This window comes from Silicimonas algicola (assembly GCF_003970735.1).
In the GTDB taxonomy this organism is placed as follows: domain Bacteria; phylum Pseudomonadota; class Alphaproteobacteria; order Rhodobacterales; family Rhodobacteraceae; genus Silicimonas; species Silicimonas algicola.
In genome coordinates, this window is record NZ_CP034588.1 from 1,554,230 (window position 1) to 1,579,825 (window position 25,596).

A 25,596-nucleotide genomic window follows, 5' to 3' on the forward strand; every position below is an offset into this window, starting at 1 on the left:
TTGGGGCAGTCTCGCGCCGACGAGGGAGGCGCATATGCGGATCACGGGCGGCAAGGCGGTCTATGGGGCATCGGTGGGGATCCTGATGCTGGAGGCGCGGTTCCCCCGCATCCTGGGCGACATGGGGAACGCGGGGACCTGGGACTTCCCGGTGCTGTATCGGGTCGTGCGGGACGCCTCGCCCGACCGAGTGGTGCGCAAGGGCGGCGAGGGGCTCTTGCCCGCGTTCATCGAGGCGGCGCGGTCGCTGGAGGCGGACGGGGCGGACGGGATCACGACGAATTGCGGGTTTCTGGCCCTGTTCCAGGAGGAGCTTGCGTCTTCGGTGTCGATCCCGGTCCTGACCTCCTCGCTGATGCAGGTGAGGGCGGTCAATGCGATGCTGCCGAAAGGGAAGAGGGCGGGGGTGCTGACCATCTCGCGCTCGACGCTGACGCCGGGCCACCTCGCGGCGGCGGGGGTGCCCGAGGGGACGCCCATCGGGACGACAGAGGGTGGGGCACACTTCACCGAGGCGATCCTTGGCGATGCACCGGATCTGGATCCGGCCCTGGCCGAGGAAGACAACGTATCGGCGGCGATGGCGCTGGTCCGGGCCAATCCCGAGATCGGCGCGATCGTTCTCGAATGCACCAACATGACGCCCTACGCCTCGGCGATCCGAAGCGCGACGGGTCTTCCTGTCTTTTCCATGGTCACCTTCGTGAACTGGTTCCAGGGCGCGATCAGGCCGCGCCGGTGGTCGGTAGACCTCCACTGAACGGCGTTCAAGTTTTTCGTTGAACGACGTTCAGGCGTGTGCTATGAAGCTGCGTGAACGATGTTCATGCGGGATAGGGAAAGGACACTTTAATGACACACGTCGTGCATACCGAGCGGCTTCTGCGGGAGGGAGTAATCGACGCCGCGCAGGCCGCTGAGATCGCGCGCCGCTCGCGCGAGACGATGGTGGCGCTCGTGGTCAACTCGGTGCTTTGCGTCGGCATCGTCGCGGCGACGCTTGGACTGATCTTCTGGCTAGGCAGCGCGGGGGCGGTCGCCTTCGCCGGGACGATCTTCCTGATCGCCGGGGCTGCCGTCCTTTTGAAGGGCGGCGAGATCTACCGGATGCTCGGGAACGCCTCGGCGCTGATCGGGGCCGGAATGATGATCGGCGGGGCAGGGGTCGAGGCCGCGCGCCTTTACGCCGAAAACGCGGACGTCTTCCTGATGATCGCCGGAGCGGCCGTTGCGGGCGGCGCGTTCGTCGTCTTCCGCCAGGGGTCGGCGACCCTGCGCTTCGTCTCGGGCGCGACGATGCTTCTGGGGGGTGCCATGCACCTCGCGGGCGTGGGCTTCGCCATGTCGGATGCCTCGGGGCTCGAGGCGGCGGCAGTCAACGGCTATGCCTTCCTTCTGCTGCTGGCGGCCGGTGTCCTTCTGGACGTGCGGCTGGTGACGGCGCTGGCCATCGTACCCTTTGCGCAGATGCTCGACACCGGGACGGACTACTTCCACGCGATGTATGTCTTCTATTCGCCGGAAAGCACGCTGACGATCCTTCAGATGATGGCTTTGACGGCGGTCTGCATCGTGGTGATGCGTCAGGGACGGGAGCGCTTCGCGCGGCATGCCGGGATCCTCGCGATCCTAGCCGTCGTGGTCGGCAACCTCGCCTTCCTCGTCGGCTCGCTTTGGGGCGACCAGGTGGGTGCCTCGCTAGCGCTGGACGGGCCGACCTGGACGGAGGGCATGGAGTGGAGCGACTACCAGACCCAGGTCGAGGCCTGGGAAGCGCAGTTCCTCTACATCTCCGAGAACGTGTTCAGCCTGGTCTGGGCGGCGCTTCTGGCGGTCGGGACCTTCTGGGCGGCGCACGCCAACCGGCGAGGTCTCTTCAACGCTGCGATCACCTTCGGCGCGATCCACGGCTATACCCAGGTCTTCGAGACCATGGGCGACGAGCCGATGGCCTGGGCCTTGGGCGGCCTCGCCCTGATCCCGCTGGCCTGGGGCATGTGGCGATTGAACCGCTACCTGTCGGAAAGGCAGGGTCCGGGGCAGGAGACCGCGCTGGCGGCTTGAGGTCCGAACGAAGAGAATTGGCCGTCGCAGAAATGCGGCGGTCTTGTCGTGTCAGGACGCCGCCTTCAGCAGCCCCTCGTCCTTCAACCGCGCATGGGTCTGGTCCAGCGTCTTCCAGACGCGCTCGATCAGGATGTCGATTTCTTCGCGCGTGATGACGAGTGGCGGGGCGATGATCATCCGGTCGTAGACGTGGCGCATGATGAGGTTGTTGCCGAAGCTGAACTCGCGGCAGATGTACCCCACCGTCCCCGCCTCGGACGCGAAGCGCGCGCGCGACGGCTTGTGCGGGGTGAGGGCGATGGAGCCCATGAGGCCCACGATGGTCGCCTCGCCGACAAGCGGATGGTCGACAAGCGACAGCCACTTCTCGCGGATATACGGCCCGACGTCGTCGTGGACGCGCTGGACGAGCTTTTCTTCCTCGATGATCGCCAGGTTCTCGAGTGCCACCGCCGCCGCGACCGGGTGGCCGGAATAGGTATAGCCGTGGTTGAACTCGTCCGAGCCGATGACTTCGGCCACCTCGTCGGACACGACCGAGCCGCCGATGGGCAGGTATCCGGAGGACAGGCCCTTGGCGATGGTGATGATGTCGGGCCGCGCGCCGATGGCCTGATGGCCGAACCAGTGGCCGGTGCGGCCGAAGCCGGTGATGACCTCGTCGCAGATCAGGAGGATTTCGCGCTCGTCGCAGATGCGCTGGATCTCGGGCCAGTAGTTTTCGGGCGGGATGATGACGCCGCCCGCGCCCTGGATCGGCTCGGCGATGAAGGCCGCGACGTTGTCCTCGCCGATCTCGTCGATGGCGGTCTCGAGCTGGCGCGCGCGGGCGCGGCCGAAGTCCTCGGGGCTCGCGTCGCCGCCTTCGAGATACCAGTAGGGCTGGTCGATGTGCCGGATGCCGGGGATCGGCAGACCGCCCTGCGCGTGGATGCCGGCCATCCCTCCCATCGAGCCGCTGCCGACGGAGGAGCCGTGATACCCATTCTTGCGCGAGATGATCCAGGACTTGGACGGCTTGCCCTTCAGCGCCCAGTAATGCCGCACCATGCGAAGGTTGGTGTCGTTCGCCTCGGAGCCCGAGCCCGCGAAGAAGACGTGGTTCAGATCGCCGGGGCAGATCTCGGCGAGCTTGGCGGCAAGGTCGATGGCCGGGATGTGCGTCGTCTGGAAGAAGGTGTTGTAGTAGGGAAGCTCGCGCATCTGCCGGTCGGCCGCCTGCACCAGACGCTCGCGCCCGTAGCCCACGTTCACGCACCACAGGCCGGACATGCCGTCGAGGATGCGCTCGCCCTCGCTGTCGGTCAGCCACGAGCCTTCGCCCCGCACGATGATGCGCGCGCCCTTCTTCGCGAGGCTCGACTGGTCGGTGAAGGGATGCATGTGGTGGGCGGCGTCGAGCGCCTGGAGTTCGGCGGTCGGACGGACGTTGGTCAAGGGCATGTCGGCCTCCTGTGAGGTGATGCCGCAAATATGATCAAATTCGGGGACCGGTCAATCGGCGCCTGAGGCGGTGGCCGTGTCGGACAGGGTCAGGCGGACCTGACCCATGCCCTGGCGGATATCGTCCGCGACCGCGTGTGCCGCGGCTTCGGGGTCGCCCGCGCGGAAGGCGTCGAGGGCAGCGGCGTGCTTGTCGGGCAGGTTCGAGGTGCCGAACCGGCCGCACACGATGCGCAGCGAGGGTCCGATCTGAAGCCAGAGCGACGAGGCGATCTTGCGCAGGACGGTCGCTTCGGCCTGGTCGTAGAGGCGGAAGTGAAAGCGGTAGTTGAACTCGAGATACCGCTCGACGTCGCCCGACGCGATGGCGCGGTCGACCTCGGCATCGAAGGCCGTCAGATCCGAAAGGCAGGCGTCGGTCATTCGGAGCGCCGCCTCTTCGGCCAGGCGCGGCTCGACCGCGAGGCGGGCGAAGGCGATCTGATCCAGCCGGTCGCGGTCGATCTCGGGGACGTGGAGGCGACGGTTCCGGCCCAGCTCCAGCGCGCCTTCGGCCGTAAGCCTGCGGATCGCCTCGCGCACCGGGGTCATGCCCGCCCCGATTGCATCCGCGATCCCCTGGATTGTCACCGACTGTCCAGGCGCTAGGGTTCCAAACAGGATCATGTTCCTGATCTGCCGGTAAATGGCCTGATGCTCGGGGAGTTTTGCCAATGAATTGGTCATATTCCGGGCCGTGCCGCCGTCTGCCATACGAATCGCTTGAGAATGCCTCGTCATTTGATCAAATGACCGGCGAGGTGCCAATGGGGAGACCGAAATGAAGCGCACACTTTTCACGACTCTTGCCCTTGCCGCGATGGCCTCTACGGCCGCGATCGCGGAAGAAGTCAGGGTGTACAACTGGTCGGACTACATCGACGAGGAATTGCTGACGAAGTTCGAGGAAGAAACGGGAATCGACCTCATCTACGACGTCTTCGACTCGAACGAGGTGCTCGAGACCAAGATGCTGGCGGGAAGTTCGGGCTACGATGTCGTGGTTCCGACCGGGACCTTCCTGCAGCGTCAGATCTCGGCCGGGGCGTTCCAGAAACTCGATGACGCGCAACTGCCGAACCGCGAGAACATGTGGGATGTGGTGTCGAGCCGCACCGACAAGTACGACCCGAACGGCGAGTACTCTATCAACTACATGTGGGGCACCACCGGGATCGGCGCCAACGTGAACAAGGTCAAGGAAGTCCTGGGCGAAGGCGCTCCGACGGACAGCCTGGCTCTTGTGTTCGATCCGGCCAACATGGAGAAGCTCGCCTCCTGTGGTGTGCATTTCCTCGACGCACCGACCGAGATGATCCCGGCCGCGCTGAAGTACATCGGCGAAGACCCGAACAGCCAGGACCCGGAGGTGATCGCCAAGGCCGAAGAGGTCCTGATGGCGGTCCGGCCCTACGTCCAGAAGTTCCACTCGTCCGAATACATCAACGCGCTCGCCAACGGCGAGATCTGCGTGGCCTTCGGCTGGTCGGGTGACATCCTTCAGGCGCGGGACCGTGCGGCCGAGGCGGACAACGGGGTCGAGATCACCTATACGATCCCCAAGGAAGGGGCGCTGATGTGGTTCGACCAGATGGCGATCCCCGTCGACGCGCCGAACCCCGAGGGAGCCCACAAGTTCCTGGACTTCATCATGAACGCCGAAAACATGGCTGCGGCATCGAATTACGTGTATTACGCCAACGGAAACGAGGCGTCGCAGCAGTATCTCAACGAGGACGTGATCGGCGACACCGCAATCTATCCGAGCGAGGAGACGCTTGAAAACCTTTACACCGTCGATCCTTACGACGCGAAGGTGCAGCGGACCGTCACCCGGCTGTGGACGAAAGTGAAATCCGGCACCTGAGGCCGGTCCGGCCCGGCGGCGGTGCCGCCGGGCCATCTCTCGAGGGGCAAAAAATTGGTCAATTCCACCGTCTTCGCGCCGTGGGAAGATCCCGGCCAGACGCCGCTGATCCGCATCGAGAACGTCACCAAGCGCTTCGGCGATTTCACCGCCATCGACGACGTCTCGATCGACATCTACACCCGCGAGTTCTTCGCCCTTCTCGGCCCTTCGGGCTGCGGCAAGACCACGCTGATGCGGATGCTCGCGGGGTTCGAGACCCCGAGCGAGGGGCGCATCACCATCGACGGCAAGGACATGGCCGGCGTGCCGCCGAACAAGCGCGCCGTGAACATGATGTTCCAGTCCTACGCGCTGTTTCCGCACCTCACGGTCTGGGACAACATCGCCTTCGGGCTGCGCCGCGACCGGATGGACAAGGACCGCGTCGCCGCGCGGGTGGAAGAGATGCTGAAGCTGACGCAGCTTCAGAAGTTCGCCAAACGCAAGCCGCACCAGATCTCCGGCGGTCAGCGGCAGCGCGTGGCGCTTGCGCGCTCGCTGGCGAAGGCGCCGAAGCTTCTTCTGCTCGACGAACCTTTGGGCGCGCTCGACAAGAAGCTGCGGGAAGAGACCCAGTTCGAGCTGATGGAAATCCAGGAAAAGACCGGCACCACCTTCGTGATCGTGACCCACGACCAGGAAGAGGCGATGACGGTCGCCTCCCGCGTTGCGGTGATGAACCACGGCAAACTCGTGCAGGTCGACACGCCCGAACGCATCTACGAAGCGCCGAAATCGGTCTATGTCGCGGACTTCATCGGCGACGTGAACCTGATCGAGGGCCTCGTGGCGTCCGTGGGCGAGCTGGCCGAGCTGACCTGGGCCGAGGGCAAGGCGCCTCTCATCGGGCAGTCGGGCGCGTCGCTGAAGGCGGGCGACGAGGCCGTCTTCGCCATCCGCCCCGAGAAGATCGCCATCTCGCGCGAGGAGCCCGAGGCGCGGAACCGCGTGCGCGGCAAGATCGTCGACATCGGTTACCTGGGGAACCTCTCCGTCTATCACGTCCAGCTTCCGGACGGCAGCTACATGAAGTGCGAGGTCGGCAATCGCAGTCGCGTCTCGCGCCGCGACTACACCTGGGAGGACGAGGTCTGGCTGTCCTGGACCGACACCGCCGGGCTGGTGCTGCCGTCATGAGACGCGCGGCCGGGGCGGGCGAGGAGACGCGGACATGAAACGGCTCTTCACCGTCATCCCCTATGCCTGGCTCATCGTCCTGTTCCTGGTCCCCTTCGCCATCGTCTTCAAGATCTCGCTGTCGGACTACGCCGTCTCGATCCCGCCCTACGCTCCCACGCTCGACATCGCAGGCGGGTGGCAGGCCGTGAAGGACTTCCTGGGCGAGCTCGATTTCGAGAATTACGTCTTCCTGACCGAGGACGCGCTTTACTGGAAAGCCTACCTGTCGTCGCTCAAGATCGCCGCCATCTCGACGGTCCTGACGCTTCTCGTCGGCTATCCCATCGCCTACGGCATGGCGCGGGCGCCCGAGGCCTGGCGGCCGACGCTGATGATGCTGGTGATCCTGCCGTTCTGGACCTCGTTCCTGATCCGCGTCTACGCCTGGATCGGCATCCTCGCGACGGAGGGCTTACTGAACCAGTTCCTGCTTTGGATCGGGATCATCGACGCCCCGCTCGGTCTCCTGAACACGCCGACGGCGGTTTATATCGGCATCGTCTACACTTACCTGCCTTTCATGATCCTGCCGATCTATGCCGCGCTCGATCGGCTGGATCCGTCGCTTCTGGAGGCGGCCGAGGATCTGGGCTGTTCGCGAACGACAGCCTTCTGGACCGTGACGGTGCCGCTGTCGCGCCCCGGCGTCATCGCGGGCTGCTTCCTCGTCTTCATTCCGGCGGTTGGCGAGGTGGTCATCCCGTCGCTCCTCGGAGGTTCGGACACGCTGATGATCGGCAAGATCCTGTGGGAGGAGTTCTTCTCCAACCGCGACTGGCCGGTGGCGAGCGCGGTGGCGACGATCCTGCTTCTGATCCTGGTTGTGCCGATCGTGCTGTTCCAGCGTCAGCAGCAGGCGGCGCGGGAGGCCGAGCAATGAACCGCATCTCGTCCTTCAACATCGTGTCGCTGACGCTCGGCTTCGCGTTTCTCTACATCCCCATGATCATCCTTGTGATCTACAGCTTCAACGAGTCGAAGCTGGTCACGGTCTGGGCCGGCTTCTCGACCAAGTGGTACGGAGAGTTGCTTCGCAACGAGTCCTTCCTTGCAGCCGCCTGGGTCACGCTGAAGGTGGCGTTCTTCTCGTCCACGCTGGCCACGATCCTCGGCACCATGGCGGCCTACGTCATGGTGCGGCGCGGACGCTTCGCCGGGCGGACGCTGTTCTCCGGCATGATCTACGCGCCCCTCGTCATGCCCGAGGTCATCACGGGCCTGTCGCTCCTGCTTCTGTTCATCGCCATCGGGCTCGACCGGGGTGTGCTGACCATCGTGCTGGCGCATACGACCTTCGCCATGTGCTATGTCTCGGTCGTCGTCTCGTCGCGCCTCGTCAGCTTCGACCAGTCGCTGGAAGAGGCGGCGCTGGACCTTGGCTCGACCCCTTTCGAGGCGTTCCGGCTGGTCACCATCCCGATCGTGGCGCCTGCCGTCCTGTCGGGCTGGCTTCTGGCCTTCACGCTGTCGCTCGACGATCTCATCATCGCCTCTTTCACCTCGGGCCCCTCGGCCACGACGCTGCCCATGAAGGTCTGGTCCTCGGTACGCCTTGGCGTCAGTCCCGAGATCAACGCCCTGTCCACCATCTTCATCGGCATCGTGACCGTGGGCGTGCTGATCGCCTCGGTCGTCTCGAAGCGCGCCATCTCCCGCCGGCAGGCCGAGGAACTGGCGGCCGAGAGCTGAGACGGGCGTGATACGTTTTATTGAACGAGCGTTCAAAAAAACCAATTGACGCAGCGGGGATCTGCCCGCCATCCTTCGGCAGACGGAACCCCGGGCACAACGGGGCCGACAGGGAGGAGAACATTGACAGACGCGCATCTGTCGGATGAGCCGAGATCCATTCCGGGGCTTCTCGCGCGCAATGTCCGGCGTCACGGCGACCGTCCGGCCTATCGGGAAAAAGAGCTGGGCATCTGGCAAAGCTGGACCTGGGCCGAGGTCGCGGACGAGATCGAAGCGCTGGCGCTCGGGCTTCTGGCGCTTGGCCTCGAGAAGGGCGACCACGTCGCAATCGCGGGTCGCAACCGACCGCGCTTTTACTGGACGATGGTGGCGACGCAGATGGCAGGCTGCGTTCCCGTGCCGGTCTATCAGGACAGCGTGGCCGAGGAGATGGCCTATGTCCTCGACCACTGCGGCGCGCGGATGGCGGTGGTGGAAGACCAGGAGCAGGTCGACAAGACCATCGAGATCAAGGACCGGCTGCCGAACCTTCGGGATGTCATCTACCTCGATCCGAGGGGGTTGAGGAAATATACCCACGCGCATCTGAAGCCCTTTGCCGAGGTGCAGGCCGCGGGCCGCGCGCGGCGCTCCGAGATGATCGCCGAGTTGGAACGGCGGCGCGACGCGGCCGGGCCGGACGACACCTGCGTCATGCTTTATACCAGCGGCACCACGGGCCGGCCGAAGGGCGTCGTCCTGTCGAACCGCAACATCATCGAGACCTCGCGCGCCTCGGCCGAATTCGACAGGCTGACCGAGCACGAAAGCGTGCTGGCCTACCTGCCGATGGCCTGGGTCGGCGACTTCATCTTCTCCCTCGGACAGGCCATGTGGTGCGGCTTCTGCGTGAACTGCCCCGAGAGCACGACCACGATGCACGAGAACCTGAACGAGATCGGGCCGACCTATTTCTTTGCGCCGCCCCGATACTTCGAGGAGCGCATCACCACCATCACGATCCGGATGGAGGACGCCTCGGCCCTGAAGCGCCGGATCTACGACCGCGCGATGGCCCATGCGCGGAAGGTGGGACCGTCGATCCTCGACGGCAAACCCGTGTCGGGGCGGGACCGCTGGCTCTATCGTCTGTTCGACGTCCTGATCTATGCGCCGATCCGCAACCGCTCGGGCATGTCGAACGTGCGCGTGGCCTATACGGCGGGCGAGGCGATCGGCCCCGAGATCTTCGACTTCTGGCGCTCGCTCGGGATCAACCTCAAGCAGCTCTACGGCCAGACCGAGGCGTCGGTCTTCATCACGCAGCAGCCCGATCACGAGGTGAGGGCGGATACCGTGGGCGTGCCGTCGCCCGGCGTCGAGTTGCGCATCGCCGAGACGGGAGAGGTCTTCTACCGCTCGCCGGGCGTCTTCGTCGAGTATTACAAGAACCCGGCCTCGACCGCCGACACCAAGGACGCTGACGGCTGGGTGGCAACGGGCGACGCGGGCTTCATCGAGGAAGGCACGGGGCACCTTCGGATCATCGATCGCGCCAAGGACGTGGGCAAGCTGGCGTCAGGAGCGCTGTTTGCGCCAAAGTACGTCGAGAACAAGCTCAAGTTCTATCCCGCCATCCTCGAAGCCGTGGTCCACGGCGCCGACCGGGACTATTGCACCGCCTTCATCAACATCGACCTCAGCGCCGTCGGCAACTGGGCCGAGCGCAAGAACATCGCCTATTCCTCTTACCAGGAGCTGGCGGGGCACCAGGACGTGCTGGATACCATCCAGTCCCACGTCGAGGAGGTGAACCGGTCCATCGCCGGGGACGAGATGCTGTCTGGCTGCCAGGTCCGGCGCTTTCTGGTGCTGCACAAGGAACTGGACGCGGACGACGGCGAACTGACACGAACCCGCAAGGTCCGCCGCAAGATCATCAACGAGAAGTACGACGATCTTGTTAACGCGCTGTACGACGGCTCGAAGACGGTCACGACCGAGACGGAAGTGACCTATGAGGACGGGCGCAAGGGTTCGATCAAGGCGACGCTGGAGATCAGGGACGCCGCCGTGGTGCCGGTCGAGGCGAAGCGGATGGAGGCGGCGGAGTGAGGCTGCGGGGCTTAAAATGAACGCCATGTCCGGCAACACCACCACCGCCGACGGCCGCAAGATCGGCGGCGTCCTGATGGAGATGCGGAACATCACGCTGCGGTTCGGCGGCGTCGAGGCGATCAAGGACATCTCGTTCGACATTCTCGAGGGCGAGGTGCGCGCGATCATCGGTCCGAACGGGGCCGGAAAATCGAGCATGCTCAACGTGATATCGGGCTTCTACAATCCCCAGGTGGGCGAGGTGTGGTTCCGGGGCGAGAAGCGGCCTCCGATGAAGCCCTACGAGGTGGCGCGGCTGGGAATTGCCCGGACATTCCAGAACATCGCGCTCTTTGACGGGATGAGCGTGCTGGACAACATCATGACCGGACGGCTGACCCACATGACGACGGGGATGCTGGCGCAGGCGATCTGGAAGGGAAAGGCCGAGCGGGAAGAGGTAGCGAACCGCGAGATCGTCGAAAAGATCATTGATTTCCTTGAGATACAGCACATTCGTAAAGTGCCGGTGGGGCGGCTACCCTATGGGCTGAAGAAGCGGGTGGAGCTGGCGCGGGCGCTGGCCGCGGAGCCGAAACTTCTTCTCCTCGACGAACCCATGGCGGGGATGAACGTCGAGGAGAAGGAGGACATGAGCCGTTACATCCTTGATACGAATGATGAATTCGGCACCACCATTGCGCTGATCGAACACGACATGGGCGTCGTCATGGACCTGTCGGACCGGGTCGTGGTGATGGACTACGGCAAGAAGATCGGTGACGGCACGCCCGACGAGGTGCGCAACAACCAGGAGGTCATCGACGCCTATCTGGGGGTGGCGCATGACTGAAACGCGGGTCGGTATCACGTCGGTATTGCGTAGGTGCGTCGTCGGAGGTTTCCGGGCGGAAGCCGGGAGCATGGGGGTGAGTGATGTGGGGTGCCAGGGTCGTCACGGTCATCGGTTTCGTCTTTTTCGCGCTGATGGCGCTCCTGATGCTGATCCTTCTCGGCGTCGGCCTATTTTATCATCCCGACGGATGGGTTGTGCAGAGCGCCGTCGGCGCACTGACGGCGATTTGGATCGGCGTTGCCGGATGGTTGATGACCGTGCTCTGGAAGCGCGGACGCTGGGCCCGGAGAGAGCGTGGCGCCGCGATCGTCCTGCTCGCGCCGCTCGCTTTTATCATGGTGGTGACGAAGGCGGACCCCGACATCAGGTACGTCGTCCTCTTAGGAAGTGCGCCGCTTCTGGCGGGTTTTTTGTGTCGGTCGGGCGCATCGAACGGACCGCGTCAAGTCAAAGCGGGGACCTCGGGGGTGAATGATGCCTGACCAGCTTCTCTTCGCGATGGAGGTCACGCTGAACGGCCTGATGGCGGGCGTGCTCTATTCGCTCGTGGCGCTGGGCTTCGTGCTGATCTTCAAGGCGAGCGGAATCTTCAACTACGCGCAGGGCGTGATGGCGCTTTTCGCGGCGCTGACGCTGGTGGGGATCATGGAGGGGCAGGTGCCCTTCGCGCATCTCATCAACAGCGTCTTCGGGACCGACATCCATCACTTCGGCTGGCACGTCCCGGCGCTCGCGGCGATCGTGCTGACGATGGTGCTGATGATCGCCTTCGCCTGGGCGGTGAACCGCTTCGTGCTGCGTCACCTCGTGAACCAGGAGCCGATCATCCTCTTCATGGCGACCATCGGGCTTGCCTACTTCCTCGAGGGCGTGGGCGACCTGATGTGGGGGTCGGACATCAAGACGCTGAACGTTGGCCTGCCTCAGGGGCTGAACGAGACCATCGACCGGGTCACCTATGAGGCGTTCGGATACGGCTTCTTCATCGACAACCTCGACATCGTGGCGACGGTCATCGCGGTGGTGCTGGTGGCGGGTCTGGTGCTGTTCTCGCAGTACACCAAGCAGGGCCGGGCGCTGAGGGCGGTGGCCGACGACCACCAGGCGGCTCTGTCGGTCGGCATTTCGCTGAATTACATCTGGGTGCTGACATGGTCCATCGCGGGCTTCGTGGCCCTTGTCGCGGGCATCATGTGGGGGGCGAAGTCGGGCGTGCAGTTCTCGCTGTCGCTGATCGCGCTGAAGGCGCTGCCGGTGCTGATGCTGGGCGGCTTCACCTCGATCCCTGGGGCCATCGTCGGCGGACTTATCATCGGGGTGGGCGAGAAGCTGTTCGAGTTCCTGATCGGCGTCCACATCGGCGGCGCGACCGAAAACTGGTTCGCCTACGTGCTGGCGCTTCTGTTCCTCGTCTTCCGGCCTCAGGGGCTGTTCGGCGAGAAGATCATCGAGAGGGTGTGATGGACGATTTCACCATGAGGATGCTCCACCGGGCGCCGCTGGTCCTGCTGATAGTCGCCGGCGCGTTCCTTGTCGGCTCGATCCTGAACGCCTTCTACACGTACGCGACCTTCATGCGCAGTGAGGACTATGGGGGTGGTGGGCTTGGATACCTGCTAGTCGCGCTCTTCAACGCGTTTTACCAGCCGTCGATCCTGCTGGGCTGGGCCGCGGCGGTACACTGGCTGTCGGTAATTGCGGACGAAAGGCGGTACGGGAAATGACCAAGCTGATTGCCATCCTGAACGTCGTCGCCTGGTCCGGCTTCTGGGCCTTCGGTTATCTCGCCATGACCGGCGGGGGCGGCAGCGCGGTCGTGGCCTCGCTTCTGGCCTTCGCGGGCGCGGCCGTGGGGATCTGGGCCTATCTCCAGCTTGTCCGGCACGCCGAGGCGACCGGCTATGCGCCGCCGCAGAAGCGGGCGGAGGTGACGGGCGCGGGGCCGGTGAACGCGGAGGACCCGACATGACGCGACTGGCGCTTGTCCTTGTCTTCCTCGTGTCGCCGGCCGGGGCGGAGCCGCTGGACGGCGCGTTCCGGGGCGTCTTCAACGAGCTGACGCTGTCGGTGACGGAGGGCAAGGCCGTGGCCGAGGTCTCGTCCGGCGCCTGCCTCGGCTACCTTGAGGGCGGGGTGACGGAAGTCGCGGTGGGGCGGTGGGAGATCCTGGGATCGGTGCCCGAGGCGCCCTGCGTCCTCAGCCTGACGCGCGGCGACGACGGACGCATCGAGATGATGGAGGGGCCGGGCTGCACCTTCTACCACGGCATGAGCTGCGAGCTGTCGGGCATCCTGGAGGCGGCGAAATGAGGCGGACGACGGGACGGGGAGGGCAGCCGTGATCTATCGCGAGGCGGGCGACTTCAAGACGACCTACGCGGCGGACGCGCAGACCTTTCCGATCAAGCTGGACCGCTGGGGTTACTTCGTCATCCTCGCCGTCGCGGTGCTGGTCGTGCCTTTCTTCATCACCGACTACATGGCGAACGCCATCCTGGTGCCCTTCCTGATCTACGCCATCGCGGCCATCGGGCTGAACATCCTGACGGGCTACTGCGGGCAGGTCAGCCTCGGGACCGGGGGCTTCATGGCGGTGGGCGCCTATGCCTGCTACAAGCTGATGACGTCTTTCCCGGACGTCAGCATCGTCATCCACATCCTGCTCGCGGGCCTCGTCACGGCCGCCGTGGGCGTGCTGTTCGGGTTGCCGTCGCTGCGGATCAAGGGGTTCTACCTCGCGGTGGCGACGCTGGCGGCGCAGTTCTTCCTGGTCTGGCTCTTCAACAAGGTGCCGTGGTTCTACAACTATTCGGCCTCGGGCCAGATCAGCGCGCCCGAACGCACCGTCCTCGGCGTGGCGGTCACAGGCCCCTCGACCGACGCCTGGGCGACCTACATGATCTGCCTCGTGTTCACGATTGTCCTGGCGCTGATGGCGCGAAACCTGACGCGGGGATCTGTGGGGCGGCGCTGGATGGCGATCCGCGACATGGACATCGCGGCCGAGATCATCGGGGTCAATCCGCTGAAGGCCAAGCTGACGGCCTTCGCGGTGTCGTCCTTCTACATCGGGGTCGCGGGGGCGCTGTTCTTCTCGGTCTACCTGGGCGCGGTCGAGGTGGGCGAGGTGTTCGGCATCCAGAAGTCGTTCCTGGTCCTTTTCATGATCATCATCGGGGGCCTGGGCTCGATCTTCGGAGCCTTCGCGGGGGCGGCGTTCCTCGTCGTTCTGCCGGTGGTGCTGAAGGTGATCGGCTCGGACTGGCTGGGATGGCCCACGGACCTTGTGGCGCATTTCAACCTCGTGATCGTCGGGGCGCTCATCATGGCGTTCCTGATCTTCGAGCCGCACGGGCTGGCGCAGCTCTGGCGGCTTCTGAAGGAGAAATTGAGACTCTGGCCCTTTCCGCACTAGGGCGGGGCATCCACGACATCGGACAAGAACCAATGGGAGGAGACTACCGATGAGACGACTTCTGACGGCGACCGTGGTGGCGGTCATGGCGGCGGCGCCGGCTCTGGCCGAGCTGGTGATCCCGTCCCTGAGCTATCGCACCGGACCCTATGCCGCGAACGGCATTCCCTTCGCGGACGGCTACCAGGACTACTTCAAGCTTCTGAACGAGAAGGACGGCGGCATCGGCGGCGAGCCGATCCGGGTGGTCGAGTGCGAGACCGGCTACAACACCGAGAAGGGCGTCGAGTGCTACGAGTCGACGAAGGGCGAGGGCGCGCTGGTCTATGCGCCGCTGTCGACCGGCATCACCTACCAGATCATCCCGAAGGCCAGCGCCGACGGGATCCCGGTGCATTCGATGGGCTATGGCCGGACTTCGGCCAAGAACGGCAAGGTCTTCGAGTGGATCTTCAACTACCCGGCCAACTACTGGGATGGGGCGTCCATCGCGGTGAAGCACCTGCTCGACATCAACGGCGGCAGCCTCGAGGGCAAGAAGATCGCGCTGGTCTATCACAACTCGGCCTACGGCAAGGAGCCGATCCGGACGCTTCAGGAGCTGTCGAAGAAGCACGGCTTCGAATTCATGGAGATCCCCGTCGACCATCCGGGGCAGGAGCAGAAGTCGCAGTGGCTTCAGATCCGGCAGCAGCGTCCCGACTATGTGCTGATGTGGGGCTGGGGCGTGATGAACCAGGTCGCCATCCAGGAAGCCGCCAACATCCGCTTCCCGATGGAGAACTTCATCGGCGTGTGGTGGTCCGGGTCCGAGAACGACGTGATCCCCGTGGGTGACGGCGCCGACGGCTACAAGTCGCTGAACATGCACATGCCGGGCATGGATTTCCCGATCTACGACGAGCTGAAGACCTATCTCTACGACAAGGGTCTTGCGGCTGGCGCGGGCGACCAGGCGGGCACGGTTCTCTACAACCGGGGCATGTACAACGCCATGATCATCGCGGAAGCGATCCGGAAGGCGCAGGAGCTGTCCGGTGCCACGGCCATCACGCCGGCGCAGTTGCGCGACGGGATGGAGCAGCTTGTCATCACCCAGGACCGGCTGACCGAGCTTGGCATCCCGAACTTCGGCCCCGCGGTCGAGGCGTCGTGCGAGAACCACGGCGGGCAGGGCATGGCCATCGTCCAGCAGTGGGACGCGGCGGCGAAGAAGTGGAACGTGCTGACCGACTACATCCAGTCGGATTCCGAGGTGATCGACGCGCTGATCGCCGAGGACAGCGCGGCCTATGCCGCCGAGGCGGGCATCACCGAGCGCTGCAACTAGCGGCGTGACCGAAGGTGGGGTGAACCCCGCCCTACCGTCCCCGGGGAGTCCGGGGGCGGGATGAGGGAGAGAAACATGCTCGACGCCGGAAAGACCGCCACGCCTCTTCTCGAGGTGAACAACATCGAGGTGATCTACAACCACGTCATCCTGGTGCTGAAGGGCGTCAGCCTGAAGGTGCCGGACGGCGGAATCACGGCGCTTCTGGGCGGCAACGGCGCGGGCAAGACGACGACGCTGAAGGCGATCTCGAACCTGCTCAAGTCCGAGCGGGGCGAGGTGACGAAGGGCTCGATCCTCTATCGCGGCGAGCGGGTGCAGGATCTCGACCCCTCGGCGCTGGTCAAGCGGGGCGTCATCCAGGTGATGGAGGGGCGGCACTGCTTCGAGCATCTGACGGTAGAGGAGAACCTTCTGACCGGCGCCTACACGCGGCGCGAGAGCGGGGCCAAGATCGCCGAGGACCTCGAGATGGTCTATGCCTATTTCCCTCGCCTGAAGGAACGCCGGAAAAGCCAGGCGGGCTATACGTCGGGCGGCGAGCAGCAGATGTGCGCCATCGGCCGCGCGCTCATGTCGCGGCCCGAGACGATCCTGCTAGACGAGCCGTCGATGGGCCTCGCGCCGCAACTGGTCGAGGAGATCTTCGGGATCGTGAAGAGCCTGAACGAGAACGAGGGCGTGAGCTTCCTTCTGGCCGAGCAGAACACCAACGTGGCCCTGCGGTTCGCGCATTACGGCTATATCCTCGAGTCGGGGCGCGTCGTGATGGACGGACCGGCGGCGGCGCTGCGCGAGAACCCCGACGTCAAGGAATTCTACCTCGGCATGTCGGACGAGGGACGCAAATCCTATCGCGAGGTCAGGTCCTACCGTCGCCGCAAGCGCTGGTTGAGCTGACCTCTACGACCAAGGTCGTATTTCCCCCTGGTCACCTGCTGGTCAAAAGGGGCGCGGGGGCAGCCTGGCGCCCTTTGGCGCCCATCCCGTTTTCGTGCGCCCAAGGCTTCGCTGGCAGGTCCCGTCCGGGTTGAAGCGACTTCGACCGGCCCGGTCTATCGAATTGGATGCTGGGAAGGTGATTGATGCTGGTGAACGTCCTCGATCTGCGCGAGAGGCCCTATCGCTGGAGCAACGTCCTTGCCGTGGTGCAGGCCGCGACGAAGGACAACGTGGCCGAGGACGCCGACGTCATCCACTCGAAGCTGGGGGTCGAGATCGACTATGCCGAACGCGACGGATTGTCGGTGCGTGACGCGGTCTTGTGGGCCGAGCGGCTGGACGGCATGGTGACGCTGTATCTCTACGACCGCGACCCGGAGACGCCAGCCGATGAGAGACCCCTATGACGCGCGGGAAATCCGCTCGCCCGAGGCCCGCGCCAACGACCTGAGACGGGACCTGCCCGAGGCCGTCGCACGCGCAGCACTTCTCGACGGCTACCGGGAGACGCTGGGTGGTATCGCGGCGGCCGGGGTGACGACGCGCGAGGCGCTGGCCGCGCTGCCGGTCCTCCGAAAGTCGGACCTCATGCGTCTTCAGGCCAAGGAGCCGCCCTTCGGCGGGCTGACGACGCGGGCGGCGAGCGACTTCGACCATGTCTTCCAGTCGCCGGGGCCGATCCACGAACCGGGACGGCGCGGCGGCGACTGGTGGCGGCTGGGGCGGTTTCTTCACGCCTCGGGCGTCGGGCGGGGCGATATCGTCCAGAACTGCTTCGGGTATCACCTGACGCCGGCGGGTCACATGTTCGAAAGCGCGGCCGAGGCCGTGGGGGCGACCGTCATCGCGGCGGGCACCGGGCAGACCGAGTTGCAGGTGCAGGCCGCAGCGGCGCTGGGGGCGACCGTCTATGCCGGGACGCCGGACTATCTGAAGGTGATCCTGGAAAAGGCCGACGAGATGGGCGTGACGCTTGGCATCCGCCGCGCGGGCGTGTCGGGCGGGGCGCTGTTTCCGTCGCTGCGCCAGTGGTACGCCGACCGCGGCATCGCCTGCACCCAATGCTACGCAACCGCCGACCTTGGGCTTGTCGCTTATGAGAGCGAGGCGATGGAGGGGATGATCGTCGACGAGGGCGTGATCGTCGAGATCGTGACGCCGGGCACGGGCGATCCGGTGCCGGACGGCGAGGTGGGCGAAGTCGTGGTGACGAGCTTCAATCCCGACTATCCGCTGATCCGCTTCGCGACGGGCGATCTGTCGGCCGTGTTGCCGGGGGTCAGCCCCTGCGGACGGACCAACATGCGCATCAAGGGCTGGATGGGACGCGCCGACCAGACGACGAAGATCAAGGGCATGTTCGTGCGTCCCGAGCAGGTGGCGGCGCTGGTGGCGCGCCATCCGGAGGTCGCGCGCGCGCGCGTCGTCGCGGGACGGGCCGACGAGGCGGACACGCTGAGGGTCCGGGTCGAGGGCGAGGGCGTCGACGCCGCCGCGGTCGCGGCGAGCGTCAGGGAGGTGTTGAAGCTGTCGGGCGAGGTCGAGGTCGTGGCCCCCGGCGGCCTGCCCCGCGACGGCGTCGTCATCGAGGACACGAGGACCTACGAGTGACGCGGCGGCTGCTGGTCTATGGCGATTCGAACAGCTTCGGCACCGGGCCGATGCGGACGCTCGACGAGGATCCGATCCACCAGGAGGGCGTGCGCTGGGGCGACGTCATGGCGGGCGAGTTGGGCGATGGCTGGGAGGTGATCGTCGAAGGGCTGCCGGGCCGGACGACCGTCCACGACGACCCGGTGGAGGGCGCTCACCTGAACGGGCTGACGGTGCTGCCGGCGATCCTGGGATCGCATCGGCCGATCGACCTTCTGGCGATCTGCCTTGGGACCAATGACCAGAAGCACCGCTTCGGGTTGACGGCGCAGGACGTGGCGATGGGGGCGGCCCGGCTGGTGCGTGCCGCGATGCTGACCGGCTGGGTGGGCCGGGTGCTGGTGGTGACGCCGCCGCCCGTGAAGGAGCGGGGAGACTTCCGCGAGATGTTCCGGGGCGCCGAGACGCGCGGCCGGGGGCTGGCCGCCGAGATGGCGCGCTTCGCAGCGCGCGAGGGGGCCGAGGTGTTCGACGCCGGATCGGTGATCGAGACGGACGAAGCGGACGGCATCCACTGGTCGGCCGCGTCTCACGACGCTTTGGGGCGGGCCGTGGCGGACGTGGTGCGCGGCCTCGGGTGACGGCGTCCGGCGGCGCGGTCGGATGATGCGTATTTCAGGCAAGATGAAGGGGCAGGCGATGCGGGCGGCGGTGATCGGGGGCGGCGTGATCGGCGGGGGCTGGGTGGCGCGCTTCCTGTTGAACGGGTGGGACGTGGCGGTCTTCGACCCCGACCCCGAGGCGGAGCGGAAGCTGGACGCCGTGCTGGCGAACGCGCGGGCGGCCCTGCCGATGCTCTACGAGCGCTCGTTGCCGAAGGAGGGGCGGCTGAGCTTCGCGTCTTCGGTGGCCGAGGCGGTGACAGGGGCCGATTGGGTGCAGGAGAGCGTGCCCGAGCGGCTGGATCTGAAGCACCGCGTTCTGGCCGAGATCGAAGCGGCGAATGCGGAGGCTCCGATCGGGTCGTCCACGAGCGGGTTCAAGCCCTCGGAGCTGCGCGAGGGGATGGCGACGGACGCGAGCGTTTTCGTCGCGCATCCGTTCAACCCGGTCTACCTGCTGCCGCTGGTCGAGATCGTGGGTGGCGAGGGGGCGGACGCGGGAGTGATCGCCCGGGCCTGCGAGGTGCTGCGCGGGATCGGGATGTATCCGCTCGTGATCCGCGCCGAGATCGACGCGCATATCGCCGACCGCCTTCTGGAGGCGGTGTGGCGCGAGGCGCTGTGGCTGGTGAAGGACGGCATCGCCACGACCGGGGAGATCGACGAGGCGATCCGCATGGGGTTCGGCCTGAGATGGGCCCAGATGGGGCTGTTCGAGACTTATCGCATCGCGGGCGGCGAGGGCGGCATGGCGCATTTCGTGGCGCAGTTCGGGCCGTGTCTCGCCTGGCCCTGGACGAAGCTGATGGACGTGCCCGAGATGACGGACGACTTCGCGGCGGAGATCGGCGCGCAGTCGGACGCGCAGTCGGGCGCGCTGTCGATCCGCGAGTTGGAACGGCTGCGGGACAAGAACCTCGTCGCCATCCTGCGCGCGTTGAAGCGCGAGGGCAGCGGGGCGGGGCGGGTTCTGCTGGAGCATGACGCGACGCTCGATGCGCCGGGCGAGGGTGTCCCGCTGGAGACGGTGCGGCGCGTCGTGCCGTCGGACTGGACCGACTACAACGGCCACATGAACGAAAGCCGCTATGGCCAGGTCTTCTCAGACGCCGCCGACGCGGTGATGGCGCATCTGGGCGCGGGGCCGGACTATGTCGCGTCGGGGCAGTCGTTCTTCACCGTCGAGACGCGGATTTCATACCTGATGGAGACGCGCGCCGGCGAGCGGATCCGGGTCGCGACGCGCGTGATGGGGGCGGAGGGCAAGAAGCTGAGGCTGTTCCACGAGATGGAGCGCGAGGCTGACGGCTCGGTCCTTGCGACCTGCGAGCAGTTGCTCGTGCATGTCGATCTGGGGACGCGGCGGTCGAGCCTTCCGGGGCCGGACCTGGCGGAGCGGATCAGGGCGCTGGCGGCGGCGCACGCCTGAGTGGACGCCTTCAGAAAACCGAGAGCCCGGCGCTTTCGCCTTCGGTCAGCCGCTCGAGGAGGGTAACGAGGTGGGCGTAGTCGTCCTTGCCGAGCTTCTTGCGCATGAGCGCGTTGTTCTGCACCGCGTAGGGCGTGCCCTGTGCGATCCGCTGCACGCCGAGGTCCGTCAGCGAGACGGTGGTCGTGCGGCGGTCGCGGCGGCCGGCCTCGCGCTCGATGAGGCCCGCCGTCTCCATCGTGCGAAGCGCGCGCGAGGTGGCGGTGCGGTCGATGCCCACGAATGTGGCGATGTCCGAGGGCTGCGTCAGCCCCTCGTTCCCGACGGCGAGGAGGATGCACCAGGTGGTGCGGGTCAGGTCCAGCGTCTTCAGCGCTTCATCGAGCCGTCGTTCCTGGAGGCGGGCGGCCAGCGAAAGGTTGTAGCCGAGCGAGGCGTGCAGGCGGTAAGGAGTCATGCAGGCATGTCAGGGGACATGCGAGGGGGAGTCAATTGGAAGTAGAACCGTGCGACGCGTAGAGGCGATCATTTTCGACAAGGACGGCACCCTCTTCGACTTTCAGGCGACCTGGGGCCAAGTGATCCTGACGCTTCTCGACCGCGTGGCGCCGGGCGGTCTGCGGGCGCCCTCGGCCGAGGCGCTGGGCATCGACGAGGCGACGGGACGGTTCCGGAAGGACAGCGTGGTCATTGCGAGCACGACGGCCGAAGTCGCGCTGACGCTGGCGGGCGTGACGGGGCGAGATGCGGACGAGATCGCGGCTATCGCCGACGGGCTTGCCACGCAGGCCGAGCAGGTGCCCGTCGTGGCTCTGCGCCCTTGCCTCGAAGTTCTGTCGGCACGTCATGCACTGGGACTTGTCACCAACGATTCCGAGGCGCCTGCACGGGCGCATCTGGAGCGGGCCGGGATCGGTGATCTCTTCGCCTTCGTCGCGGGCTACGATTCCGGGCATGGCGCCAAACCGGGTCCGGGTCAGCTTCTGGCCTTTGCAGCGGCGACGGGTCTCGATCCCGCGCGCACGCTGATGGTGGGCGACAGCCGCCATGACCTCGCGGCGGGGCGGGCGGCCGGCATGGGGACGGTGGCCGTTTTGACGGGAATTGCCGAAGCGCACGAGCTTCGGGATCTGGCCGACGCGGTCCTGCCCGATATCGGGCATCTCGAGGCATGGATCGCGGCGCGCGAGGCGGAGCCGGCCTGAAAGCGACCCAACCTGTCGGGAACCGCGTTTCAAGCCGCACGCCTTTGGCGGACAGTCCCGTGGAACGGAGGGACGGCGCATGACGGACGCGGCGGTCAGACGGCGGAGCGGGGGACGCGCAGGCAACCGCGACAGGCGCGGCGGCGAGATCTTCCGTCAGCAGCCCTGGGGGCCGGTGAAGAACATCGACCGGCCCGTCGAGCCGTTAGGCGAAGAGGGCGTGCAGGCGATCCACGACGGCGCGATGCGGGTGCTGGAGGAGATCGGCGTGGAGTTCCTGAACGACGAGGCGCTGGCCCTTTTCCGGCAGGCAGGCTGCACGGTCGAGGGGACGAACGTCCGGATGGGCCGCGACTGGGTGATGGAGATGCTGGCCCGCGCCCCGAGCCAGTTCACGCTGACCCCGCGCAACCCGGACCGTGTCATCACCGTGGGGGACGGCTCGCTTCTTTTCGGCAACGTCTCGTCGCCTCCCGCCTACTGGGACATGACGATGAGGACCAAGTCTCCGGGCACACGGGTGCAGTGCGCGGACCTTCTTCGGCTGACCCAGCACTTCAACTGCATGCACTTCGCCGGCGGCTATCCCGTCGAGCCGGTGGATATCCACCCCTCAGTCCGGCACCTCGACGTGCTCTTCGACAAGCTCACGATCACCGACAAGGTCCCGCACGCCTATTCGCTGGGGGCCGAGCGGGTCGAGGACGTGCTCGAGATGGTGCGGATCGCGGGAGGGCTGACCGAGGAGGCGTTCCGCGCGACCCCGCGGATGTACACCAACATCAACTCGACCTCGCCCCTGAAGCACGACACGCCGATGATCGACGGCTGCCTGCGCTGCATCCGGCGCGGGCAGGCGGTGATCGTGACGCCCTTCACTCTGGCGGGGGCGATGGCGCCGGTGACGATGGCGGGCGCGGTGACGCTGTCCATCGCCGAGGCGCTGTCGGCGATCGCACTCTTCCAGTGGGTGGCGCCGGGGTCGGCCTGCGTGCTGGGGACCTTTACCACCAACGTCGACATGACCTCGGGCGCGCCGGCCTTCGGGACGCCGGAATACATGCGCGCGACGCAGATGACGGGCCAGATGGCGCGGTTTTACGGGCTGCCGCTGCGCTCTTCGGGGGTCTGCACCTCGAACGCGCCGGACGGGCAGGCGATGTGGGAGACCTCGAACAGCCTCTGGGCGGCGGTGCAGTCGGGCACGCACATGATCTATCATGCGGCAGGGTGGCTGGAGGGCGGGCTGATCGCCTGTCCCGAGAAGTTCGTGATGGATTGCGAGGTGGTGCAGATGATCCAGCGCTACATGGACCCGGCTATCTGTGCCACGGGTCCGGACGAGATCGCCGTCGAGGCGATCCGGGACGTGGGGTCGCGCGGGCATTACTTTGGGGCCGAGCATACCCGCGCGCGCTACGAGACGGCGTTCTATACGCCTTTCGTGAGCGACTGGCGCAATTTCGAGGCCTGGTCGGCGGATGGCGGGGTCTGGACGCAGGAACGCGCGCACCGGCTGTTCCGGCGCATCGTCGAGGAGTTCGAGGAGCCGCCGATGGATGTGGCGATCCGCGAGGAGTTGGCCGAGTTCGTGGCCCGGCGGAAGGCCGAGGGCGGCGCGCCGACGGATTATTGAGGCCGTCCCGGAGGAATCGGCACTGTATGATCCATCATCCATGACCGTGTGAATCTTCATCTTATCAAAGTTGAATTTTGTCGAATTGAAGGGAATCGCCTTCGCAGGCATCTTCAAATCATCGGACATGTAGTTCGGTGTGTGTGTGACGAGTGAGATGAGTGACCGGACCACAAAGCGAATTCAGTGTGAGTGTTTCGCCTCGGCCCGGAGTGTTTACGAGTGAAAGAGTGAGTTCTGACTCAAGGCCGGTGCGGTCGGCCGAAGGTGGAGGGATGTGGGGATCCCTCCACCTCAGTCAGAGAGACCCCGCGAGAAAGTACGTGTGACCCATGTTTGACCATTCGATCCGCTTCCGTTCCGTCTCGGCCACGCAGCTTGAAGAAGCCGGCACGCAGTTCACGCGGGTCCTTCTTGAAATCTCCGTCGGGACCTTCTCCGATGAAGAGCTTCTCGGCCTCGAGGAAGAGCTGGAGTTCTGTGCCCAGACCGGCCTCATCGGCCTGCGCATGTCGCAGCTTCTGGCAACGCTGCGCCTGGATGCCCTGGCCGAAGCCGCGTGATCGCAGCGCCGGCCCGTGCAGGGTCGGGACCTGACCATCCCCAATGACATCGACAGGCCGGAGGTTGCTCCGGCCTCGTCTGCGTCCGCTGTTACCCGACGGGCGCGATGCGTCGAGCGTCGCGGGGCCGGGCTAGTGCTTCACCATGATATGGCGCGCGACCGTATAGTCCTCGAGCGCGTGCATCGACATGTCCTTGCCGTAACCCGAGGATTTCAGTCCGCCGTGGGGCATCTCGTTGGTCAGCATGAAATGCGTGTTGATCCAGGTGCAGCCATAGCGCAGCCGCGCCGCCGTCGACATCGCCCGACCGATGTCCTTCGTCCAGACCGATGAGGCCAGCCCGTAGTCGCTGTCGTTGGCCCAGGACACCGCCTCGTCCACGTCGCTGAAGGGCGTGATCGAGACGACCGGGCCGAAGACCTCGCGCTGGACGATTTCGTCCTGCTGGCGCGCGCCGGCGATGACGGTGGGGGCATAGTAGAAGCCCCGGTCGCCATGAACGCTGCCGCCGGTCGTGATCTCGACGTGGTTCAGTTCCCGCGCGCGTTCGACGAAGCTTGCGACACGGTCGCGCTGGCGGGAGGAGATCAGCGGCCCGATCTCGTTCAGCGTGTCGTCGGCGTCGTCGTAGACGATCCCGGACACCGCAGCGCTGAGGTCGGCGACGAGATTGTCGTAGGTCTTTTTCGATGCATAGATCCGGCAGGCGGCGGTGCAGTCCTGACCGGCGTTGTAGTAACCGAAGGCGCGCAGGCCCTCGACGACCTCCGAGACGTCGGCGTCGTCGAAGACGATGACGGGGGCCTTGCCGCCAAGTTCCAGATGCGTGCGCTTGACGGTCTTCGACGCGGCCTGAAGCATCTTCTTGCCCGTCGCCACGTCGCCGGTCAGCGAGATCATGTCGACGCCCTTATGGGTGACAAGCGCGTTGCCGACGGTCTCGCCCCGTCCGGTGACGATGTTGACGACGCCTTTGGGTAGCTCCTCGGCGAGGATGCGGGCGAATTTGAGCGCCGTGAGGGGCGTTTGCTCGGACGGCTTGAAGACGACCGTGTTGCCGCCCGCGAGGGCTGGGGCCAGCTTCCAGGCCATCATCATCATCGGATAGTTCCAGGGCGCCACCGAGGCGACGACGCCGATGGCGTCACGCCGGATCATCGAGGTGTAGCCGGCGAGGTATTCGCCTGCGAGCGGCCCGTGCATGTTGCGCGCGGCCCCGGCGAAATAGCGGTAGGTGTCGACGATGGCGGGGATCTCGTCCCCCCGCGCGGCGTTGATCGGCTTGCCGCAGTTCAGCGCCTCGAGCGCGCCGAAGGCGTCGCCCTCGGCCTCGATCCGGTCCGCGATGCGAAGAAGGGCGGCCGACCGCTCGGCGGGTGTCGTGCGGGACCAGCCGGCGAAGGCGTCGCGCGCGCCCGCGACCGCCGCTTCGACCTGATCGAGCGACGCCTCGGGCAGCTCGAGAATGGTCTCTCCCGTGCGCGGGTTGAGGATCGTTTCCGGGGTTTCCGTTCCCGCGGCGAATGCGCCGCCGATCAGAAGCTGGGTGTCCATGGG

Annotated in this window: 27 protein-coding genes; 23 read left to right on the top strand and 4 right to left on the bottom strand. The window is 65.9% G+C overall.

Annotated features, from left to right (window positions below):
- Positions 1-34 precede the first annotated feature (34 nt).
- Positions 35-760: an aspartate/glutamate racemase family protein gene (locus tag EF888_RS07790; protein ID WP_109760034.1), complete on the top strand. Its 726-nt coding sequence runs from the start codon at positions 35-37 to the stop codon at positions 758-760.
- 92 nt (positions 761-852) lie between these two features.
- Positions 853-2,064, top strand: coding sequence for a hypothetical protein (locus tag EF888_RS07795; protein WP_109760033.1), 1,212 nt, complete (start codon positions 853-855; stop codon positions 2,062-2,064).
- Positions 2,065-2,115: 51 nt separating this feature from the next.
- On the opposite strand, the gene EF888_RS07800 is transcribed toward EF888_RS07795, so the two are convergent.
- Positions 2,116-3,510: an aspartate aminotransferase family protein gene (locus EF888_RS07800; RefSeq protein ID WP_109760032.1), complete on the bottom strand. Its 1,395-nt coding sequence runs from the start codon at positions 3,508-3,510 to the stop codon at positions 2,116-2,118.
- Between the two features lie 51 nt (positions 3,511-3,561).
- Positions 3,562-4,176 (bottom strand): GntR family transcriptional regulator, encoded by a 615-nt coding sequence (locus tag EF888_RS07805; protein WP_241239840.1) that lies wholly within the window; start codon positions 4,174-4,176, stop codon positions 3,562-3,564.
- Between the two features lie 154 nt (positions 4,177-4,330).
- On the opposite strand from EF888_RS07805, the gene EF888_RS07810 reads away from it, so the two are divergent.
- From EF888_RS07810 to EF888_RS07895, 18 genes are all read left to right on the top strand, one after another.
- On the top strand, positions 4,331-5,416 hold the full coding sequence (locus tag EF888_RS07810) for a polyamine ABC transporter substrate-binding protein (RefSeq protein ID WP_109760031.1): 1,086 nt from the start codon (positions 4,331-4,333) through the stop codon (positions 5,414-5,416).
- 54 nt (positions 5,417-5,470) lie between these two features.
- Positions 5,471-6,595, top strand: a complete 1,125-nt coding sequence (locus EF888_RS07815; protein ID WP_109760030.1) for an ABC transporter ATP-binding protein — start codon at positions 5,471-5,473, stop codon at positions 6,593-6,595.
- A gap of 34 nt (positions 6,596-6,629) precedes the next feature.
- Positions 6,630-7,517 (top strand): ABC transporter permease subunit, encoded by an 888-nt coding sequence (locus tag EF888_RS07820; protein ID WP_109760029.1) that lies wholly within the window; start codon positions 6,630-6,632, stop codon positions 7,515-7,517.
- On the top strand, positions 7,514-8,326 hold the full coding sequence (locus EF888_RS07825; protein WP_109760028.1) for an ABC transporter permease subunit: 813 nt from the start codon (positions 7,514-7,516) through the stop codon (positions 8,324-8,326). The genes EF888_RS07820 and EF888_RS07825 overlap by 4 nt, the downstream gene beginning before the upstream one ends.
- A 123-nt stretch (positions 8,327-8,449) precedes the next feature.
- A complete protein-coding gene (locus tag EF888_RS07830) occupies positions 8,450-10,423 on the top strand; it encodes an AMP-binding protein (RefSeq protein ID WP_206508459.1) in 1,974 nt (657 codons plus the stop codon).
- A gap of 16 nt (positions 10,424-10,439) precedes the next feature.
- Positions 10,440-11,258, top strand: coding sequence for an ABC transporter ATP-binding protein (locus EF888_RS07835; RefSeq protein WP_109760027.1), 819 nt, complete (start codon positions 10,440-10,442; stop codon positions 11,256-11,258).
- A gap of 134 nt (positions 11,259-11,392) precedes the next feature.
- The gene (locus EF888_RS07840) at positions 11,393-11,743 is read left to right on the top strand and encodes a hypothetical protein (RefSeq protein WP_146203005.1); all 351 of its coding nucleotides are present in this window, start codon (positions 11,393-11,395) and stop codon (positions 11,741-11,743) included.
- Positions 11,736-12,722: a branched-chain amino acid ABC transporter permease gene (locus tag EF888_RS07845; RefSeq protein WP_109760125.1), complete on the top strand. Its 987-nt coding sequence runs from the start codon at positions 11,736-11,738 to the stop codon at positions 12,720-12,722. Before EF888_RS07840 ends, EF888_RS07845 begins: the two co-directional genes overlap by 8 nt.
- Positions 12,722-12,985 carry a hypothetical protein gene (locus EF888_RS07850; RefSeq protein ID WP_109760025.1) on the top strand — a complete coding sequence of 88 codons (264 nt, stop codon included), beginning with the start codon at positions 12,722-12,724 and terminating at the stop codon, positions 12,983-12,985. The genes EF888_RS07845 and EF888_RS07850 overlap by 1 nt, the downstream gene beginning before the upstream one ends.
- Positions 12,982-13,230: a hypothetical protein gene (locus EF888_RS07855; RefSeq protein ID WP_109760024.1), complete on the top strand. Its 249-nt coding sequence runs from the start codon at positions 12,982-12,984 to the stop codon at positions 13,228-13,230. The genes EF888_RS07850 and EF888_RS07855 overlap by 4 nt, the downstream gene beginning before the upstream one ends.
- A complete protein-coding gene (locus tag EF888_RS07860; protein ID WP_109760023.1) occupies positions 13,227-13,571 on the top strand; it encodes a hypothetical protein in 345 nt (114 codons plus the stop codon). Before EF888_RS07855 ends, EF888_RS07860 begins: the two co-directional genes overlap by 4 nt.
- Before the next feature lie 28 nt (positions 13,572-13,599).
- Entirely contained in the window at positions 13,600-14,676 is a 1,077-nt protein-coding gene (locus EF888_RS07865; RefSeq protein WP_109760022.1) for a branched-chain amino acid ABC transporter permease, read from the top strand.
- A 49-nt stretch (positions 14,677-14,725) separates the two neighbouring features.
- Positions 14,726-16,006, top strand: coding sequence for an ABC transporter substrate-binding protein (locus EF888_RS07870; protein ID WP_109760021.1), 1,281 nt, complete (start codon positions 14,726-14,728; stop codon positions 16,004-16,006).
- Between the two features lie 75 nt (positions 16,007-16,081).
- On the top strand, positions 16,082-16,906 hold the full coding sequence (locus EF888_RS07875) for an ABC transporter ATP-binding protein (protein WP_109760020.1): 825 nt from the start codon (positions 16,082-16,084) through the stop codon (positions 16,904-16,906).
- A 185-nt stretch (positions 16,907-17,091) separates the two neighbouring features.
- On the top strand, positions 17,092-17,355 hold the full coding sequence (locus EF888_RS07880; protein ID WP_109760019.1) for a hypothetical protein: 264 nt from the start codon (positions 17,092-17,094) through the stop codon (positions 17,353-17,355).
- Positions 17,339-18,559, top strand: coding sequence for a phenylacetate--CoA ligase family protein (locus EF888_RS07885; RefSeq protein ID WP_109760018.1), 1,221 nt, complete (start codon positions 17,339-17,341; stop codon positions 18,557-18,559). Before EF888_RS07880 ends, EF888_RS07885 begins: the two co-directional genes overlap by 17 nt.
- Complete coding sequence (locus EF888_RS07890; protein WP_109760017.1) at positions 18,556-19,182, top strand: GDSL-type esterase/lipase family protein; 627 nt, start codon at positions 18,556-18,558, stop codon at positions 19,180-19,182. Before EF888_RS07885 ends, EF888_RS07890 begins: the two co-directional genes overlap by 4 nt.
- A 22-nt stretch (positions 19,183-19,204) precedes the next feature.
- Complete coding sequence (locus EF888_RS07895) at positions 19,205-20,632, top strand: carnitine 3-dehydrogenase (RefSeq protein ID WP_241239841.1); 1,428 nt, start codon at positions 19,205-19,207, stop codon at positions 20,630-20,632.
- A gap of 10 nt (positions 20,633-20,642) precedes the next feature.
- Here EF888_RS07895 and EF888_RS07900 read toward each other — a convergent pair whose 3' ends face one another.
- Complete coding sequence (locus tag EF888_RS07900) at positions 20,643-21,089, bottom strand: MarR family winged helix-turn-helix transcriptional regulator (RefSeq protein ID WP_109760016.1); 447 nt, start codon at positions 21,087-21,089, stop codon at positions 20,643-20,645.
- Positions 21,090-21,138: 49 nt separating this feature from the next.
- Between EF888_RS07900 and EF888_RS07905 the strand changes: the two genes are divergently transcribed.
- The 3 genes from EF888_RS07905 to EF888_RS07915 all read left to right on the top strand — a co-directional run bounded on the left by EF888_RS07905 (position 21,139) and on the right by EF888_RS07915 (position 24,036).
- A complete protein-coding gene (locus EF888_RS07905; RefSeq protein WP_241239842.1) occupies positions 21,139-21,837 on the top strand; it encodes an HAD family hydrolase in 699 nt (232 codons plus the stop codon).
- Positions 21,838-21,916: 79 nt separating this feature from the next.
- Positions 21,917-23,473, top strand: a complete 1,557-nt coding sequence (locus tag EF888_RS07910) for a trimethylamine methyltransferase family protein (protein ID WP_109760014.1) — start codon at positions 21,917-21,919, stop codon at positions 23,471-23,473.
- A gap of 332 nt (positions 23,474-23,805) precedes the next feature.
- Positions 23,806-24,036: a hypothetical protein gene (locus tag EF888_RS07915; RefSeq protein ID WP_109760013.1), complete on the top strand. Its 231-nt coding sequence runs from the start codon at positions 23,806-23,808 to the stop codon at positions 24,034-24,036.
- 132 nt (positions 24,037-24,168) lie between these two features.
- On the opposite strand, the gene EF888_RS07920 is transcribed toward EF888_RS07915, so the two are convergent.
- The gene (locus EF888_RS07920) at positions 24,169-25,593 is read right to left on the bottom strand and encodes a gamma-aminobutyraldehyde dehydrogenase (RefSeq protein ID WP_109760012.1); all 1,425 of its coding nucleotides are present in this window, start codon (positions 25,591-25,593) and stop codon (positions 24,169-24,171) included.
- Positions 25,594-25,596 lie beyond the last annotated feature (3 nt).